Below are 17,214 nucleotides of genomic sequence, written 5' to 3'. Positions count from 1 at the left end.
CCGGACTCCGCGGGCCCGGTTCGGCGGGCCCGGTTCAGCGCGGCAGCGGCGCCCCGTGCGCGGCGACCAGTTCCCGCGAGCGCTGTACGTCCTCGGCCATCCGCTCCAGCAGCCCGTCCAGGGAGTCGAAGGTCTCCTGGCCGCGCAGCCGCGCGAGGAAAACGACCGACACGTGCAGCCCGTAGAGGTCGAGCCCGACGCGGTCGATCGCGTACGCCTCCACGGTCCGCTCGACTCCGTTGAACTGCGGGTTGGTGCCCACCGAGAGTGCCGCGGGCATCAACTCGCCCTCGACGCCCAGCCATCCGGCGTAGACGCCGTCCGCCGGGATCGCCGAGTGCGGCAGGGTCTCGACGTTGGCGGTGGGGTAGCCCAGCTCGCGTCCGCGCTGCGCACCGCGCACCACGACGCCCTCGACCCGGTGCGGGCGGCCCAGCACCTCCAGGGCCGCGGTCATCTCGCCGTCGCCGACGAGCTGCCGCACCAGCGAGGAGGAGAACGCGTCTCCGCCGCCCGCCTCGCCCCGCTGGTACAGGTCGAAGACGAGCACGTCGAAGCCGAAGTCCGGCCTCTCGCCGAGCTCGGTGAGGAGGGCGACGTCACCCGCGGCACGGTGGCCGAAACGGAAGTTGGGACCCTCGACGACGGTCCGCGCACGCAGCTTCTCCACCAGCACCCGGGCGACGAACTCCTCGGGCGGCAGCTTGGCGAACTCCGCCGTGAACGGCAGCACCAACACCGCGTCCACCCCGAGCTCGGCCATGAGTTCGGCCCTGCGGCGGTGCGGGGCGAGCAGCGGAGGGTGCGTTCCCGGGCGTACCACTTCGCTCGGGTGCGGGTCGAAGGTGACCACGACAGTGGGCAGTCCGAGCTCCCTGCCGCGTGCGACCGCCTCTCCGATGATCAGCTGGTGCCCGCGATGGACTCCGTCGTACGAGCCGATGGTGACGACACTGCGCCCCCAGTCATCGGGGATGTCCGCCAAACCGCGCCAGCGCTGCACTGTGCCCGCTCCTCGCCCAAAATGCGCATTGTTCCTGACGGTCCCCAGCCTGCCATGTCGGGTGGGGCCCGCGGCGCGCGGCCCCACCGGCGGGTGCGGCGGGCACGGGCCCGGTGGCAGCGCGGGACGCCGCGGGCGGAGCCGTCAGGAGGTGTCCAGGGCGAGGTGTTCGCGCACGCGCCCGGCTGCCGCCGCACCGTTCTCCGCGCTCTGCGGGCGCGTCCGGTCGTACGGGAGCGTCCGGTCCTCGTGCGGGGACGTCCGGTCCTCGTGCGGAGGCGGGATCGGGCACTCCTCCGCAACGGCCGCGGGCCGGTCCGGTGCCGGCGGTCGCCCGCCCGGCGGCCGTCCCTCGGACGGCTGCGGAGCGCCCCAGGCGCTGCCGGGTGCAGGAGCGCCGGAACCGTACGGCTGCGCGCCCGCCGCGTTCACGGACAGCGGCGGACGCGACGAACTCCCGCCCGCGTCGCCGTGTGCCGTGCCGCCGTGTGCCGTACCGCCGTGTGCCGTGCCGCGGACTTCCGGCCCGCCGGCTTCCGGGCCGAGAGGTGCCGAGGCGCGAGTCGCGGGATCGCGGGCCGTCGCGTCGCAGGTCGCAGAATCGCGGGGAGCAGGCGCGCGGGTCGCGGGGTCGCGCGGGACCGGGACGTGGTGCGCCGGGGCGCCGGAGGTCGGATCGCGGGGCCGGACGACCCGGGGCGAGGGAGCCGGGAGCGCGGGTACGGCCCCCGCCCCCTCGAGGGCGCCCCGTACCGCGGGGTCCCGCTCCACGGCGAGCATCTCCTGCGCCAACTCCTCCGCGAGGGAGCCCGGTTCGCGGTGCGCGGCGAGCACACGCGCCAGCGCCGTACGAGGGGCGGTGGCGCGCAGGCTGAGCAGCTCGCCGACCAGTGGCCGCAGCCCCGCCCTCGCCGCGGCGCCCGCGCCGAGTCTGCGGTCGACGAACCGGGCGATCGGCTCGGCTGCCGACTCGGGCCGTCTGCGGGCGAGTTCACCGACGATCACGGACAGCGGCCTGGCCAGCGCGGGGGTGTGGACGTCGGCGAGCAGGGTGAGCAGCCCGCGTGCGGTCTCCGGTCGTGCCGGTGCCGGTCCGCACAGCCGGTGCCGGAGCGCGGCGAGCACCTGCCGGGGGTGGGTGTGCAGTGCGCCGACGAGCGCACGGGCGAGGTCCTGGTCGAACGGCTCGCGGGCGAAGCGCAGTTGGGCGGCCGAGAGGTAGGAGGCACGGGTGGTCCGGTCCTGCACCAGCACCGCGTACGCGGCCGGGTGCAGTCTGCCCGCCTCGTCCGGGGCGCGCAGCAACTGCCGGGCCGCGGCGGCGAGTTCGACCGGGTCGGCCTCGGTTCGGGCGGCGAGGACCGGCAGATAGCGGGCCGCGGCGCTGCGGCGGTCCTCACGTTCGTCGCGGGACCAGCGGTGCACCGCTCGGCCCAGGCCCTCCGGTTCGTCCTGGACGAGCTCCTCCAGAAGACCGCGGGCCGCGCCGCCGCCGACCGTGGTCAGCGCGGCGACCAGTGAATCGGCCAGCTCGTCGGTGGCCACCCGGCGGTGCGCGTAGAGCAGCGCGCCCGCCGCGCCCGCCACGGTGGCTCCGGGTGCGCGCAGCTCCCGCCCGTCGCTGAACCAGCGGCACAGCAGCGGTGTGACGGCCCGGGGCCGCTCGGCGAGCAGTCGGGCGACCACGTCCAGGTACCGCTCCCCCGGGGCCGGCGGTGCGTCGTCCAGTGGCAGCAACTGGCGCAGCAGGTCCAGGAGTTGGCTGGTCTCCAGGGTGAGCCGGGCCCAGAAGGACGGGCCGAAGGCGGAGTGTCCGCCACCGTGCAGGAGTCGCGTCGCAAGCACTCTGAGCACCGGCAGGTACGGGCGGGCGTCCGGCACCCGCAGCAGGGTCTGGCGCAGCAGCCGGCAGGCCCACCAGCCCTCGTCGTCGTCGCGGTCGACGGCGTCGATCAGCTCGCGGAGCCGGGGCCCGAGCCCGCGCGGCCCCATCGTGTGGTGGCAGAGCAGCAGCGCCTCGGCCACCGGGCCGATCCGATGCCGCGGTACGGGTACGGCCTCGCTCCGCTGCGGGTGGTGCACCAGCGCGTCCAGCGCCGCGTCCACTTCCAGATGCGCCCCCTGCAACCAGTCGCCCAGCGCCTCGTCGCTGAACCGGTAGCCCTCGCCCGCGGGTTGGAGCACTCCGATCGAGAGCACCGCGGTCGCCCACCCACCGCTCCACGGGAAGACCGCCTCGAACTCGGCACGGCTCAACCCGCCCTGGCCGGGCCCCAGACAGCGGCGGGCCGCCAGATGCAGCCGTCCGGACGCGGTCGCGGCGAGCCGACGCAGTGCCGCGCCCTCGACCGGCGGTCGGCGGCTCGCGCCGAGGCTGGTGGCGATCCGCAGCGAGACCAGCGCCACCCACGCCTCGTACACCTCACGGCGGTCCGGCGGGCGAGGCGGGGTGTCCACCGGTCGCAGCTGCGCGAGTATCCGGTCGGTCAGCGGGTGACCGCCGGGAAAGGCGTCCAGCGGCACGTGCGGGCGCAGTTCCAGCCCCCAGGAGGGTTGCGGGGGCGAGGAGTCGGCACCGTTCGGGCCGTACAGCAGCTCCTCGGGGAGGCAGCGGCCGGCCCGGTCCCAGAACTCCGGGCGGCAGGCGAGTGCGAGTCGGGCTCCGGACACCCGCAGCCAGTTGGCGGTGCCCAGGCACCAGCGGCGGAGCTCGTGCGCCAGATGCGGCGGCATCTCCTCGGGCCCGTCCAGCAGGACGAGCAGCGGCCGGCCTGCCTCGGCGGCGAGCCGGGCCACCACGTCGGGATGCGCGGGGGGCGGGATCGTCACCGGCCCGGAAGCGTCGCTCTCCCGCCGACCGAGCAGGCTGCCCGCGTCGGCCAGCACCCGGTGCACGGCGTCCTGCACACCGTGGTCGCCGGCGCGCAGATCGGCGCCGCGCAGCCAGAGCGTCGGCCGGGGCTCGGCGGCGGAGACGCGGCGTGCCGCCCAGCCCGCCAACTCGGTGCTGCGTCCGGCGCCCGGTTCACCGACCAGGGCCAACAGGCAGGCGGGAGCGGCCAGGAAGTCCTCGAAGGCCTTCTCGATCGTCGGTCTGCGTCGCGCACGGGCGGTCGGCGGCGGCACCGCGGCGGCTGCGACGGAAGCGCCGGTGAGCAGCAGCACGCCGGCGAGGTTGAGGTCGGCGCCGTATCCGGGGGCGGCCAGTGCGTTGCGGCCGAGCAGCGCGGCGAGCGGTGCGTACTCCGGTGTGGCCAGGGCTGCCGGGTCCGGCCGCAGCGGCACGGCGTATCCGCAGGCCCGTCCGGGGCTGTGCAGCGCGGTGCCGAGAACGCCGACAACGGCGCCGGTGACCGCGTCCAGCACCGGGGCTCCGGTGACCCGGGGGCTGAGCCGGAGCGCGTCGCCCACCTGCTCGGGCAGCTCCAGCTCCAGGGCGCCCTCGAGGGTGTGGAAGCGGTCGGTCGCGGTGTAGGTGACGTCGACCGTCGCCCCGACCACGGTGTCCAGCCAGCCCTCGGCGGTACGGACGAGGACCCGGGTCCCGGGCAGTCGTGAGGTCGCGATCACCAGCGGATGGCCGGTCAGCTCGGGCGCCGCGACCAGTGCGAGATCGCAGCCGGGCAGCGGGGTGATGCCGTCGGACTCCACGAGCACGGTGGCGCCCTCGGAGGTGCGCAGCACGAGTCTGCTGAGACCGTCGACGGCTTCGTGGCTGGTGAGCAGGGTGCCCCGGTCGTCGGCGAGGAATCCGGTGCCCCGTGCCCGGCCTGCGAGGTCGCAGATCTGGATCAACCCGGGCGCCGCGGGTACTGCCATGTGCGCTGAACCTCCTGTGCCTGTCTCCAGACCGTATGTCCAGCCGCGGGGTGGAAAGGCGCACCGAGGGCGAACACGCCCCCGCGCGCCCCCTGTTCACTTCCAGCGCCCGCTCGATGGGGTGAACTTCCCCCGGTGATCGGACCGTTGAGCGAAGCCGGTCGACCGCTCGCTGCCGGTCGGGCGCACCCCGGCTGCCCCTGAACCGACTTCCGGAGCCGCCCACCGTGCGGCAGCAGGCCACCTCCGGACCGGGAGCGGGAACGGCAGAAGGGACGGGCCCCGCGCGCCGCGCGACGTCCGCCCCTTCTGCCTGCCCTCGGGCTCCGCCTAGCCGAACACCGCCAGGCTCTTCGCCTTGCCCTTGCGGTCCTCGACCAGCGCGAGGAAGCGCTCCCCCGGACCGAAGACCGCGATCGGCCCCGCCGGCAGCTCGGGCATCGCCAGCTGGACGCCGTTGCCCAGCAGCCTGGCCTGCTTCTCGGGCACGTCCCAGCGCGGGAACGCACGGGCCGCGGCCTCGGCGATCGGCAGCATGTCCAGCGACTCCTGGAGCTGGTCCAGTGTCCGCGCCTCACGCATCCCGTACGGCCCGACCCTTGTTCTGCGCAGCGCCGTCAGATGCCCGCCGACGCCCAGCTCCTCGCCGAGATCGCGCGCGATGGCCCGCACATAGGTGCCCGAGGAGCAGGTGACCGAGATCAGCAGGTCGGTGACGGGGGTCCCGTCCTCCGCCTCGGACTCGCTCACGTCGTGCACGACGAACGAGGACACGGTCACCGGACGCGCCGCGAGCTCGACCTCCTCCCCGGCCCGCACCCGGGCGTAGGCCCGCTTGCCGTCGATCTTCACCGCGCTGACCTTGGACGGCACCTGCTGGATAGCGCCGGTCTGCAGTGCCACCGCGGCGTCCACCGCGGCCCGGTCCAGCCCGACGGCGGGCGTGGCGGCGGTGATCTCGCCCTCGGCGTCGTCGGTCACGGTGGACTGGCCGAGCCGTACGGTCGCGACGTACTCCTTCTCGGTCAGCGCCAGATGCCCCAGCAGGCGGGTCGCTTTGCCGAGGCCGAGGACGAGCACCCCGGTCGCCATCGGGTCGAGCGTCCCGGCGTGCCCCACCCGTCGGGTGCGGGCGATGCCGCGCATCTTGGCGACCACGTCGTGGGAGGTGAAGCCGGCCGGCTTGTCGACGACGATCAGACCGTCCGGCCCGCCGCTGTCCTTCGCGGATCCCACGCTCAGTCGTCCTTGCCCCGGGCGGACCCGGTCGCCGGCTCGTCCCCGTCCTCCGGCTCCTCGCCGTCCTCCTCGGCGGCGGGCTTGCGGTACGGGTCGGCGCCGGCGGCGTACTCGGCGCCCGAGGATGCCTCGCGCACCTGCTCGTCCGACGCCTTGGCGCGGGCCAGCAGATCGTCGATGGTCTTGGCGTTCTCCGGCAGGGCGTCCGGGATGAACGCGAGCGTCGGCGTGTAGCGGACACCGGTCTGGCGGCCCACCTCGGAGCGCAGCACGCCCTTGGCGGACTCCAGCGCCGCGGCCGAGGCCTCGCGCTCCTGCTCGTCGCCGTAGACCGTGTAGAAGACCGTGGCCTCCCGCAGATCGCCGGTGACCCGGGCGTCGGTGATGGTCACATAGCCGAGCCGCGGGTCCTTGATGCGTCGCTGAAGAGTCTCGGCGACGACGACCCTGATGCGGTCAGCCAGCTTGCGTGCCCGCGCGGTGTCGGTCATGCGGCTCACTTCTCTCTGTTCGGTCAGTCGGTGTTTCGGTCAGTCGGTGTTTCGGTCGGTGTTTCGATCGGAGGGGCGGGGGCGCGGCACGGATTCCCGTACCGGCCCGCCCGTACGTCCGCTCCTCGGCGCGCTCCGCGCGGTGCCGCCGCGGCGGGCACGCGTGGCCGGGTGCGCTACTCGTCGTCCTCGCCGTACAGGCGCCGCCGTGCGGACAGCAGCTCCAGCTCGGGGCGGGCGGCGACAAGACGCTCGCAGCGGTCCAGCACATCGGTCACCCGGCCGACGTCACCGGAGACGACAGCCAGCCCGACGGTGGCTCTGCGGAGCAGATCCTGCCCGCCGACCTCGGAGACGCTCACCGCGAACGTGCGGTGCAGCTCGGCGACGAGCGGACGGACGACGGAGCGCTTCTGCTTGAGCGAACGCACGTCGCCGAGCAGAAGATCGAAGGACAGTGTCCCTACATACATGCAGTACGGGTCTGGCCGACCCGGAAGGCCTCAGTGGTGCTGCGGACTCGGGGTGGAACACAAGAACGGTACACGTCCGCGCGGGACGGTATCGACGCGTTTTCGCCCGGTGGGAGTGCGGGCCCGCAGGCCCGGATCGGGGACGGCCCCGGGGCCGGTCGGTAGCTTCACCGACCGGCCCCGGACCGCGTTCACCGCTGTGCTTCGCCTCAGCCGCGCGGCTTCTCGCGCAGCTCGTAGGTGGCGATGACGTCGTCGATCTTGATGTCGTTGTAGCTGCCGAGGTTGATACCGCCCTCGTAGCCGTCACGGATCTCGGTGACGTCGTCCTTGAAGCGGCGCAGACCCTCGATGTTGAGGTTCTCCGCGACGACCTTGCCGTCACGCACCAGACGCGCCTTGGTGTTGCGCTTGACCTCGCCGGAGCGGACCAGCACACCCGCGATGTTGCCGAGCTTGGAGGAGCGGAAGACCTCGCGGATCTCCGCGGTGCCCAGCTCGACCTCCTCGTACTCCGGCTTCAGCATGCCCTTCAGGGCCGCCTCGATCTCCTCGATCGCCTGGTAGATGACCGAGTAGTACCGGACGTCGACACCCTCGCGCTCGGCCATCTGCGTCGCGCGGCCCTCGGCCCGGACGTTGAAGCCGATGACGATGGCGTCCGAACCGGAGGCCAGGTTGATGTCCGACTCGGTGACCGCACCCACACCGCGGTGCAGGATGCGGATGTCGACCTCTTCGCCGACGTCGAGCTGGAGCAGCGAGGACTCCAGAGCCTCGACCGAACCGGACGCGTCGCCCTTGATGATGAGGTTGAGCTGCTCGACCTCGCCCGCCTTGAGCACCTTGTCCAGGTCCTCCAGGGAGACCCTGCGGGTGCGCTTGGCGAACGCGGCGTTGCGCTCGCGGGCCGCACGCTTCTCGGCGATCTGCCGGGCGGTGCGGTCCTCGTCTACGACGAGGAAGTTGTCGCCGGCGCCGGGGACGTTGGTCAGACCGAGCACCAGGGCCGGGGTCGCGGGACCCGCTTCCTGGATGTTGTTGCCCTTGTCGTCGAGCATCGCCCGGACACGGCCGTACGCGTCGCCGACGACCATGGTCTGGCCGACCTTCAGCGTGCCGCGCTGGACCAGCACCGTGGCGACCGCACCGCGACCGCGGTCCAGGTGCGCCTCGATCGCGATGCCCTGGGCGTCCTGCGTCGGGTTGGCGCGCAGGTCCAGAGCCGCGTCCGCGGTGAGGACCACGGCCTCCAGCAGGCTGTCGATGTGCAGGCCCTGCTTGGCGGAGATGTCGACGAACATCGTGTCGCCGCCGTACTCCTCGGCGATCAGGCCGTACTCGGTCAGCTGGCCGCGGACCTTGGTCGGGTCCGCGCCCTCGACGTCGATCTTGTTGACCGCGACCACGATCGGCACCTCGGCCGCCTTGGCGTGGTTCAGCGCCTCGATCGTCTGCGGCATCACACCGTCGTTGGCCGCCACCACGAGGATCGCGATGTCGGTCGACTTCGCACCGCGGGCACGCATGGCGGTGAACGCCTCGTGGCCCGGAGTGTCGATGAAGGTGATCTTCCGGTCCTCGCCGTTGACCTCGGTGGAGGCCTGGTACGCACCGATGTGCTGGGTGATGCCGCCGGCTTCGCCCTCGATGACGTTGGTCTTGCGGATCGCGTCCAGCAGACGCGTCTTGCCGTGGTCGACGTGACCCATGACGGTCACCACCGGCGGCCTGGCCGAGAGCTCTTCCTCGCCGCCCTCGTCCTCGCCGAACTCGATGTCGAAGGACTCGAGCAGCTCGCGGTCCTCCTCCTCCGGGCTCACGATCTGGACGACGTAGTTCATCTCTTCGCCGAGCAGGTTCAGAGTCTCGTCGGAGACCGACTGGGTCGCGGTGACCATCTCGCCCAGGTTGAACATGACCTGGACCAGCGACGCCGGGTTGGCGTTGATCTTCTCCGCGAAGTCGGTGAGCGACGCGCCGCGGGAGAGGCGTACGACCTCGCCCTTGCCGCGCGGCAGCATCACGCCGCCGACCGACGGCGCCTGCATCTGCTCGTACTCCTGGCGCCTCTGCCGCTTCGACTTGCGCCCGCGGCGCGCGGGACCGCCCGGGCGACCGAACGCGCCCTGTGTGCCGCCGCGGCCACCGGGACCACCGGGACGACCGGCGAAACCGGGACGACCGCCACCGCCACCGGGACGACCGGCGAAACCGCCACCGCCACCGGGACCGCCGGGACGACCGGCGAAACCGCCGCCACCACCGGGACGACCGCCACCGCCACCGGGACGACCGCCGCCGCCACCGGGACGACCGGGACCGCCGCCGGGACCGCCGCGACCGGGACCCGGACGGGGACCGGCAGCGGGACGCTGCGGCATCATGCCCGGGTTCGGACGGTTGCCACCGCCGCCGGGGCGGGGACCGCCCTGGCCGGCGCCGCCCTGCGGGCGGGGCATGTTGCCCGGAGTGGCGCGACCGCCGCCGGGAGCCTGCGGACGGGGGCCGCCCGGACCCGCGGACGGGCCGCCCGGACGGGGACCGCCGGGCTTGGGCGCACCGCCGCCGGGACGCGGCGACTGGGGACGGGCCATACCGGTGGAACCACCGGAGGTGAAGGGGTTGTTGCCCGGACGCGGGCCCGCAGAGCGGGGACCGCTCGGCTTGGGGGCCGCGGGACGCGGCGCACCCGGCTTCGGGGCACCGCCGGGCTTGGCACCGCCGGCGGCGGGCTTGGCGCCACCGGCAGCCGGCTTGGCCGGTCCGCCCTGCGGGCCGGGACGGCCCGGAGCGGGACGCTGCTCGGCGGGCGGCGCGGTGAACTCCGGCTTCGCCGGGCCGGGGCGCGGCGCGGAGGCGCCGGGCTTGGGCGCGGCACCCGGCTTGGGCGCACCGCCCTTCGGCTCCTCGGCTGCTGCCGGCTTCGGCGCTGCCGGACGGGGGCCGGGGGTCGCACCGGGCTTCGGTGCTTCCTGGGCCGGAGAGGGAGAGGGGGTTGCGGGCGCACCCGGCTTGGGCGCTCCCGGCTTGGGGACGGCCTTCTTGGGGGCCGCCGGCTTCGCCGCGGACTTCTTGGCGCCGCTGGGGGCGCCGCCCGTGCCGAATGCGTCACTCAGTTTGCGAACGACCGGCGCCTCGATTGTCGAGGACGCCGAACGAACGAACTCACCGAGCTCCTGGAGCTTGGCCATGACGACCTTGCTCTCCACACCAAGCTCTTTGGCGAGTTCGTATACCCGGACCTTAGCCACTTCGCTCCTTCTGGTCCGGGGGGCTTCCGCCGGACCTTCGCTACTTATGCATGGGCGCTCATCGCGTACTCATCGAGTGCTCATCGCAATCTCGACCTGCTTCCGACTCGCGAGTTAGCTCCCGCACAGGGAATCCGTGCGGGCCGTCTTACGGTTCATTGCTCGGTGCTCCGCGCAAGTGGCGCTCGAGCTCCGTCGTGTCCGGCGGACCCGGTCCTCCCCTGACACGGAAGGCTCTCAGGAACGCCCGGCGGCGGACCGCCAGTTCAAGACAGCCGGGGACGGCGTGGATGTACGCTCCCCGGCCGGGCAGCGTACCGCGAAGATCGGGAACACCTCGCCCCTCGATCAACACCACACGCAGCAGATCGGCCTTGGCGGCCTGCTTCCGACACCCGACGCAGGTGCGTTCGGGGCGTGCGCGGGCACGCGTCCGGCCAGACACTGCTTCAGTCTACCTCCCTGCACGCACCGCAACCCGCCACGGGGTACGAGCGTGCGCCCGCCGCTCGCCCGCTCGTCGACGTCCGGCCGACGAGCGGGCGATACGGCCCTACTGTGCGTCCGCGTCCGGCTCCCGGCCCGCGTCCGCCTCCTGGTCCGGCCTGATGTCGATCCGCCAGCCGGTGAGGCGCGCGGCGAGACGGGCGTTCTGCCCCTCCTTGCCGATCGCCAGCGACAGCTGGTAGTCCGGCACGGTGACGCGCGCGGACCGCGCGGCCAGGTCGACCACCTCGACCCTGGTCACCCGGGCCGGGGAGAGCGCGTTGGCCACCAGCTCCGCCGGGTCGTCGGACCAGTCGACGATGTCGATCTTCTCGCCGGCCAGTTCGCTCATCACGTTCCGGACCCGACCGCCCATCGGGCCGATGCAGGCGCCCTTGGCGTTGAGACCGGAGCGGTTGGACCGTACGGCGATCTTGGTGCGGTGGCCCGCCTCGCGTGCGATGGCCGAGATCTCCACCGAACCGTCGGAGATCTCCGGGACCTCCAGCTCGAAGAGCTTCTTCACCAGATTGGGATGGGTGCGCGAGAGCGTGACCGACGGGCCGCGCACGCCCTTGGCGACCCGGATGACGTAGGTGCGCAGCCGGGCGCCGTGTGGGTACTCCTCGCCGGGGACCTGCTCCTGCGGAGGCAGGATCGCCTCCAGCCGGCCGATGTCGACCAGCACGCTGCGGGGGTCCTTGCCCTGCTGCACCACACCGGTCACGACGTCGCCCTCGCGGCCGGCGTACTCACCGAAGGTGACCTCCTCCTCGGCGTCCCGCAGACGTTGGAGGATGACCTGCTTGGCGGTGGTCGCCGCGATCCGTCCGAAGCCCGAAGGGGTGTCGTCGAACTCGCGGGGCTCCTGGCCCTCCTCGAGGTCGGACGGGTCCTCCTTGGCCCACACGACGACGTGGCCGCTGGCACGGTCGAGCACCACACGGGCGTGCCTGCTGCTGCCCTCGGTGCGGTGGTAGGCGATGAGGAGAGCGGATTCGATCGCCTCCACGAGCAGGTCGAAGGAGATCTCCTTCTCCCGCACGAGACCCCGCAGGGCGCTCATGTCGATGTCCACGGCTACGCCTCCTCCTCTTCCTTCTTGTCCTTGCTGTCCTTGCGGCTGAACTCGATCTCCACCCGTGCCTTCGCGATCTCCTCGAAGGAGACGCGGCGCGCGGTGGGCTTGCGCCCCTTGACGCCGGGCACCTCGGTGTCGAGGCCGTCGTCGTCCACCGCGAGGATGCGGGTGACCAGCTCGCCGCCCTCGTGCAGCTGGAGCTTGACCAGGCGCTCGACGGCGCGGCGGTAGTGCCGCAGCTCGGTCAGCGGCCGGTCGGCGCCCGGGGAGGTGACTTCCAGGACGTAGGGCGCTCCGCCCATCACGTCGCTCTCGTCCAGGGCCGGGGAGATCTCGCGGCTCAGCTCGGCGCAGGCGTCCAGCTGCACACCCTCGTCGGAGTCGACGGCGACCCGCAGCACCCGGCGCTTGCCGGCGGGGGTGACGGTGACTTCCTCGAGATCCAGACCATGCGCGGAGACCAGCGGCTCCAACAGCCCGCGCAGCCTGTCGATCTGGGTGGTGCTCATCCGAATGACTCCTCGGCCGCGTGTGCTGTTGTCAGGAACGGGACGCTCGGCGTGCGTTGCCGCGCCTGCGGTGCCCGGTGGTGCGATTCGGGTTCCGGTGCCGAGCACCGGAGAACACCTCCCGGCATGCCCGATACAGCCTAGCGCCTGTGCCGGGTGGCACTGACCAGGCCGCCGCACGGGTGCAGCGGCCAGCGCGTCGGGGGCGGGCGACCAGGACGGTTGTTCGTGACGGGTACGCTCGTCGCAGCACTGATCACCTGTTCCGGTGTCGCTCACGCCTGCCAACTCGGCGTCCTGCACCGCTCGTTCCTCCCCCGCCACCGCGCCCGCCGCCCGGCTGCCCCCGTGCCCGCGGTCGGCCCGACCCTCGTGGAGTGTTCACGTGTCGCCCACCCCCCAGCGTCGGACCTTCGTCACCGCAGGAGCCGCGGGAGCCGTCGCACTGCTCGCCACCGCGTGCACGGGCGGCGGCGCGGACGAGCCTCCGGGCGGACCGAAGGCGTCCCCGGCGGAAGAGGTGCGGGGCGAGGCAGCGCGGCAGAGCCGGGAACTGCTGGAGCGCTACGACGCCACCGTCCGTGCGCATCCCTCGCTCGCCGAGCCGCTGGCACCGCTGCGGGCCGCGGTGGCGCGGCATCTGGCCGAGTTCGACGGCCGCGGCGGCGACCGGCGGCCGGACACCGAGCGCCGGGAGAAGGCGGACAGCGCCGCCGTCGGCAGCACGAAGGTGCCCGGTGAGCCGCGGGCCGCGCTGGCCGCACTGGCGAAGGCCGAACGGCGGACCGTGGACGCCAGGACGAAGGCGCTCGACACGGCGCCGCCGCAGACCGCGATGGTGCTGGCCTCGGTGGCGGCGGCCGGCGCGGCCCACGGATTTCTGCTGACCGAACTGCGCGCTGAGGTGGACTGAGATGAGTACGTTCCAAAGCGGCCCCGCACCGGCGCGGCCGGCTTCGGACGGGGAGGCGCTGGACGCGCTGCGCGCCGCCCTGGCCGCCGAGCACGCGGCGATCTACGGGTACGGCGTCGTCGGCGGCCGGGTCGACAAGGGGCGGCGTCCCGACGCGCGGGAGGCGTACGACGCGCACCGTGCGCGCCGGGACGCCCTGGCCCGCGCCGTACTGGACCAGGGCGGTGAACCGGTGCAGGCGCAGGCCGCGTACGCGCTGCCGTTCCCGGTGCCCGACCACGCGAGCGCGCTGCGCCTGGCCGCCGAACTGGAGGACCGGCTCGCCGGCGCGTACGCCGACCTCGTACGGGCAACGGGCGGGTCTCGACGGCGGGAGGCGGCGACGGCGCTGCGCGAAGCGGCGGTCCGGTCCGCGCGCTGGCGCGGGCGCGGCGTAGCCTTCCCTGGGCTGGTCGATCGCGAGGACGGGCCCGCCGACCGATAGCCGTTCGAGGGAAGGCGCGCGAAGGCATGGCCGATCTCCCCCGCTACGAACCTCCGCAGCGGCTGGTGCGCACCCTGGGCCCCGGGCACCCCTGGCTCGCGCGACTGCCCGAACTCGCCGAACGCCTCCTGAACGACTGGGAGTTGACGCTGGAGCGGGTGGTGGCGCCGGGCGGCAGGGAGAGCACGGTGGCGCTGGTGCATCGGGCGGACGGCACACCGGCGGCGCTGAAGCTGCTCGCCGCGGACGAACGACCGGTCGCCGACGAGGCCGCGGCTCTGCGGCACTGGGACGGACTGGGCGCGGTACGGCTGCTGCGGGCCGACCCGCGGGCCGGCGCGCTGCTCCTGGAGCGGCTCCACGGAGAGACCTCTCTGCGCTCGCTGCCGGACGCGAAGGCCACGCTGGAGGCGATGTCCACGGTGCGGCGGCTGTGGGTACCGCCCGGCGAACACCCCTTCACAACGGTGGCGGACCACACCGGCGCACAGGTCGACCGGGTGCTCGGGGCAGCCCCCGAGGAGGTCCGCCCGCTGGTCCGCGAGGCGCTCGCGGCGCGCGAGGAGCTGCTCGGCACGCCCGGTCCGGGGGTGCTGCTGCACGGCGACTTCAGGCAGGGCGTGGTGCTCGCCGCCGACGATCCCCGCGCGCAGTGGCTGGCGGTGGGCCCGCAGCCGCTGGTCGGCGAGCCGGAGTACGACCTCGCCCGTCTGGTGCGGGACCGGCTGCACGACCTGATGGCCTCGCCCGGCGCCCCGGCGCAGGTCCGGCGCCGCATCCGGAAGCTGGCGGACTCGCTCGATCTGGACCGGGAGCGGTTGCGCGGCTGGACCCTCTACCGGGCGGTGGAGTCGGGTGTGCGGCAGCTGCTGACCGGCGACCGCGAGGACGGCGAGATGCTGCTGGAGTTCGCCGGCTGGGTCTGAGCCGACGCGACCGCACGACCGGGCGCGGCGCTCCCGCCCCGCCGGCGGCCGAGGCCGCGCCGGCGGCGTCCTCTCCCGCCGACCGCCCTCCCCCGCGCTCCCATCGGACGGCGCTGCCCCGCGACCCGGTGCGGGCGGCGGGGCAGCGCGGTACGGCGGTGCGGCAGAGCGGCGCGGCGACGGATCAGCGGGTGAGCCGCTGGATCGCCTCCTCCACCAACAGTTCGACGCGCTCGCCGCTGCGGCGGTCCTTGAGTTCCACCAGGCCCTTGGGCGCTCCGCGGCCGACGATGAGGATCTGCGGCACGCCGATCAGCTCGGCGTCGGTGAACTTCACGCCGGGCGAGACGCCCTGACGGTCGTCGACCAGGACCCGTACGCCGGCCGCGCCGAGCTTGTCACCCAGCTCGACGGCCAGCTCGATCTGGGCGGCCTTGCCGGCCGCCACCACGTGCACGTCGGCGGGGGCGATCTCCTCGGGCCAGCACAGGCCCTGCTCGTCCGCGGTCTGCTCGGCGAGTGCGGCGACGGCGCGGGAGACGCCGATGCCGTAGCTGCCCATCGTCACCCGGACCGGCTTGCCCTCGCGCCCGAGCACATCGAGCGCGAAGGTGTCGGCGTACTTGCGGCCGAGCTGGAAGATGTGGCCGATCTCGATGGCCCGGTCGAGCTTGAGTCCGGTGCCGCACTTGGGGCAGGGGTCGCCGGGCTCGACGACCACGACGTCCAGGTACTGGTCGACGGTGAAGTCACGGCCGCAGACCACGTTGCGGGCGTGCTTGCCCTCCTTGTTGGCGCCGGTGACCCAGCTGGTGCCGGGGGCGACGCGCGGGTCGGCGAGGTAGCGGATCTCGTGCTCCGCCAGGCCCTGCGGTCCGACGTAGCCGCGCACCAGCTCGGGGCGGCCGACGAAGTCCTCGGCGGTGACCAGCTCGACCTCGGCGGGCGCCAGGTGCTCGCCGAGCTTGCCCAGGTCGACCTCGCGGTGGCCGGGCACGCCGACCGCCACGATCTCGCCGTCGACCTTGACCAGCAGGTTCTTCAGCGTGGCCGAGGCGGGCACGTTCAGGTACTCGGCGAGCGTGTCGATCGTCGGGGTGTCCGGGGTGTCCAGCTCCTCCAGCGCGGGCTGGTCGGCACCCTCGACGGTCGTCAACTCCGTGGTGACGGCCTCGGTGTTGGCTGCGTAGTCGCAGTTGGGGCAGTCGGCGAAGGTGTCCTCACCGGCGGCGGCGGGAGCCAGGAACTCCTCGGAGGCGGAGCCGCCCATGGCGCCGGAGACAGCCGAGACGATGCGGTAGTCCAGGCCCAGACGCTCGAAGATGCGGGTGTACGCGGCGCGGTGCAGGGCGTAGGACTGCGCCAGCTCCTCGTCCGAGACGTCGAAGGAGTAGGAGTCCTTCATCAGGAACTCGCGGCCCCGCAGGACGCCGGAGCGGGGACGGGCCTCGTCGCGGTACTTCGTCTGCACCTGGTAGAGGATCACCGGCATGTCCTTGTAGGACGTGCACTGGTCCTTGACGACCTGGGTGAAGATCTCCTCGTGCGTGGGTCCGAGGGCGAGCTCGGCGCCCTTGCGGTCCTGGAGGCGGAAGAGCAGCTGGCCGTACTCCTCGTAGCGGCCGGACGCCTCGTACGGCTCCTTGGGCAGCAGCGCCGGCAGCAGGACCTCCTGGGCGCCGATGGCGTCCATCTCCTCGCGGACGACGCGGCTCACGTTGTCCAGCACCTGCTTGCCCAGCGGGAGCCAGGTCCAGATGCCGGCGGCGGTGCGGCGTACGTAGCCGGCCCGTACGAGCAGTTTGTGGCTGAGCGTCTCCGCGTCGGCCGGGTCATCGCGCAGCGTCTTCAGCATGGAGCGGGACAGGCGCTGGACTCGGGCTGCCATGAGGTTTCTCCTGTTGCGGGCCGTATGGGGCGAGTCGCGGCATACGGGGTCGTGTGGTTGGGCTGGTGAGGTCTGGAGGGTAGTCGGTTCAGCGGTGCAGCGGCAGTTCGGCCCCCATGACGACGTACGGGGTGGCCGCGCTCGGGAAGCTCACCCCGGTCGCCAGATCCCGGTACCCCAGGCGCCGGTAGAGGGCGCGGGCCGGGCTCTCGGCCTCGACGGCCGAGAGCAGCGAACGCGGCTCGGCGGCGGCGTCCGTGAGCCGGGTGATCAACTCCCGCCCGACACCGCGCTGTTGGAAGGCGGGGTGCACATGCAGCTCGGTGATCGTGAAGGAGCGGTCGAGCCAGCCGGTGGCGCCGTTGCGCAGAAGGTACGGCTCGACGACGCTCGACCACCACTGGTTTCTGTCGTTGGGCAGGCCGTAGACGAAGCCGACCAGCCGCCCCTCGGAGGTCGTCGCGCCGAGCGCGCGGGCACCGGGGAAGGCGAGGTGGCGCAGCACGATGTGCCGCCGTACGGCGATCTCCTCGTCGGTCAGACCGAACGCGAGCGCCTGGACGGCGAGCGCCTCGTCGACGCGTGCGGCCAGGTCGAGGTGGCCCACCGCGACTTCGTACTGCATGGGCACAGAGCCTACTGCCGCGG

General features: G+C 73.4%; 14 protein-coding genes. 3 read left to right on the top strand and 11 right to left on the bottom strand.

Annotated features, from left to right (window positions below; translation table 11 throughout):
• Positions 1 to 34: 34 nt before the first annotated feature.
• The 9 genes from MTQ01_RS23250 to rimP all read right to left on the bottom strand — a co-directional run bounded on the left by MTQ01_RS23250 (position 35) and on the right by rimP (position 12,355).
• The gene (locus MTQ01_RS23250) at positions 35 to 1,003 is read right to left on the bottom strand and encodes a bifunctional riboflavin kinase/FAD synthetase (RefSeq protein WP_247492812.1); all 969 of its coding nucleotides are present in this window, start codon (positions 1,001 to 1,003) and stop codon (positions 35 to 37) included.
• A 144-nt stretch (positions 1,004 to 1,147) separates the two neighbouring features.
• Positions 1,148 to 4,822 carry a serine protease gene (locus tag MTQ01_RS23245; protein ID WP_247492811.1) on the bottom strand — a complete coding sequence of 1,225 codons (3,675 nt, stop codon included), beginning with the start codon at positions 4,820 to 4,822 and terminating at the stop codon, positions 1,148 to 1,150.
• Between the two features lie 330 nt (positions 4,823 to 5,152).
• Entirely contained in the window at positions 5,153 to 6,058 is a 906-nt protein-coding gene (gene truB / locus MTQ01_RS23240; protein WP_247492809.1) for a tRNA pseudouridine(55) synthase TruB, read from the bottom strand.
• Between the two features lie 2 nt (positions 6,059 to 6,060).
• The gene (rbfA, locus tag MTQ01_RS23235) at positions 6,061 to 6,552 is read right to left on the bottom strand and encodes a 30S ribosome-binding factor RbfA (protein WP_247492808.1); all 492 of its coding nucleotides are present in this window, start codon (positions 6,550 to 6,552) and stop codon (positions 6,061 to 6,063) included.
• 176 nt (positions 6,553 to 6,728) lie between these two features.
• Complete coding sequence (locus MTQ01_RS23230; protein WP_247492807.1) at positions 6,729 to 7,025, bottom strand: DUF503 domain-containing protein; 297 nt, start codon at positions 7,023 to 7,025, stop codon at positions 6,729 to 6,731.
• Between the two features lie 209 nt (positions 7,026 to 7,234).
• Positions 7,235 to 10,279, bottom strand: a complete 3,045-nt coding sequence (gene infB / locus MTQ01_RS25185; protein ID WP_247492806.1) for a translation initiation factor IF-2 — start codon at positions 10,277 to 10,279, stop codon at positions 7,235 to 7,237.
• A 148-nt stretch (positions 10,280 to 10,427) separates the two neighbouring features.
• A complete protein-coding gene (locus MTQ01_RS23220) occupies positions 10,428 to 10,724 on the bottom strand; it encodes a YlxR family protein (RefSeq protein ID WP_247492805.1) in 297 nt (98 codons plus the stop codon).
• Positions 10,725 to 10,832: 108 nt separating this feature from the next.
• On the bottom strand, positions 10,833 to 11,843 hold the full coding sequence (gene nusA, locus MTQ01_RS23215; protein WP_247492804.1) for a transcription termination factor NusA: 1,011 nt from the start codon (positions 11,841 to 11,843) through the stop codon (positions 10,833 to 10,835).
• A 2-nt stretch (positions 11,844 to 11,845) separates the two neighbouring features.
• On the bottom strand, positions 11,846 to 12,355 hold the full coding sequence (gene rimP, locus MTQ01_RS23210) for a ribosome maturation factor RimP (protein WP_247492803.1): 510 nt from the start codon (positions 12,353 to 12,355) through the stop codon (positions 11,846 to 11,848).
• Between the two features lie 385 nt (positions 12,356 to 12,740).
• Between rimP and MTQ01_RS23205 the strand changes: the two genes are divergently transcribed.
• Genes MTQ01_RS23205 through MTQ01_RS23195 form a run of 3 tightly spaced genes read left to right on the top strand, consistent with a single transcriptional unit; the run spans position 12,741 to position 14,678 of the window.
• Positions 12,741 to 13,268, top strand: coding sequence for a hypothetical protein (locus tag MTQ01_RS23205; protein ID WP_247492802.1), 528 nt, complete (start codon positions 12,741 to 12,743; stop codon positions 13,266 to 13,268).
• Position 13,269: 1 nt separating this feature from the next.
• Entirely contained in the window at positions 13,270 to 13,752 is a 483-nt protein-coding gene (locus tag MTQ01_RS23200; protein WP_247492801.1) for a ferritin-like domain-containing protein, read from the top strand.
• 26 nt (positions 13,753 to 13,778) lie between these two features.
• Positions 13,779 to 14,678: an aminoglycoside phosphotransferase family protein gene (locus MTQ01_RS23195; RefSeq protein WP_247492799.1), complete on the top strand. Its 900-nt coding sequence runs from the start codon at positions 13,779 to 13,781 to the stop codon at positions 14,676 to 14,678.
• 184 nt (positions 14,679 to 14,862) lie between these two features.
• Here the strand turns inward: MTQ01_RS23195 and MTQ01_RS23190 are convergent, their stop codons facing one another.
• Both MTQ01_RS23190 and MTQ01_RS23185 read right to left on the bottom strand, forming a co-directional pair.
• On the bottom strand, positions 14,863 to 16,566 hold the full coding sequence (locus MTQ01_RS23190; RefSeq protein WP_247492797.1) for a proline--tRNA ligase: 1,704 nt from the start codon (positions 16,564 to 16,566) through the stop codon (positions 14,863 to 14,865).
• A gap of 88 nt (positions 16,567 to 16,654) precedes the next feature.
• Positions 16,655 to 17,191 (bottom strand): GNAT family N-acetyltransferase, encoded by a 537-nt coding sequence (locus tag MTQ01_RS23185; protein ID WP_247492796.1) that lies wholly within the window; start codon positions 17,189 to 17,191, stop codon positions 16,655 to 16,657.
• Between the last annotated feature and the right edge of the window lie 23 nt (positions 17,192 to 17,214).

It is taken from the genome of Streptomyces sp. XM4193 (assembly GCF_023072595.1).
Taxonomy (GTDB): Bacteria; Actinomycetota; Actinomycetes; order Streptomycetales; family Streptomycetaceae; genus Streptomyces.
Note: the sequence above shows the minus strand (reverse complement) of the source record. Positions and strands in the feature narration are given on the sequence as shown.

Bases quoted from the DNA above. Each gene is read 5' to 3' on its own strand.
- MTQ01_RS23245 (WP_247492811.1), bottom strand. From the start codon at position 4,822: ATGGCAGTACCCGCGGCGCCCGGGTTGATCCAGATCTGCGACCTCGCA.
- rbfA (WP_247492808.1), bottom strand. From the start codon at position 6,552: ATGACCGACACCGCGCGGGCACGCAAGCTGGCTGACCGCATCAGGGTC.
- MTQ01_RS23230 (WP_247492807.1), bottom strand. From the start codon at position 7,025: ATGTATGTAGGGACACTGTCCTTCGATCTTCTGCTCGGCGACGTGCGT.
- rimP (WP_247492803.1), bottom strand. From the start codon at position 12,355: ATGAGCACCACCCAGATCGACAGGCTGCGCGGGCTGTTGGAGCCGCTG.
- MTQ01_RS23200 (WP_247492801.1), top strand. From the start codon at position 13,270: ATGAGTACGTTCCAAAGCGGCCCCGCACCGGCGCGGCCGGCTTCGGAC.
- MTQ01_RS23195 (WP_247492799.1), top strand. From the start codon at position 13,779: ATGGCCGATCTCCCCCGCTACGAACCTCCGCAGCGGCTGGTGCGCACC.
- MTQ01_RS23190 (WP_247492797.1), bottom strand. From the start codon at position 16,566: ATGGCAGCCCGAGTCCAGCGCCTGTCCCGCTCCATGCTGAAGACGCTG.
- MTQ01_RS23185 (WP_247492796.1), bottom strand. From the start codon at position 17,191: ATGCAGTACGAAGTCGCGGTGGGCCACCTCGACCTGGCCGCACGCGTC.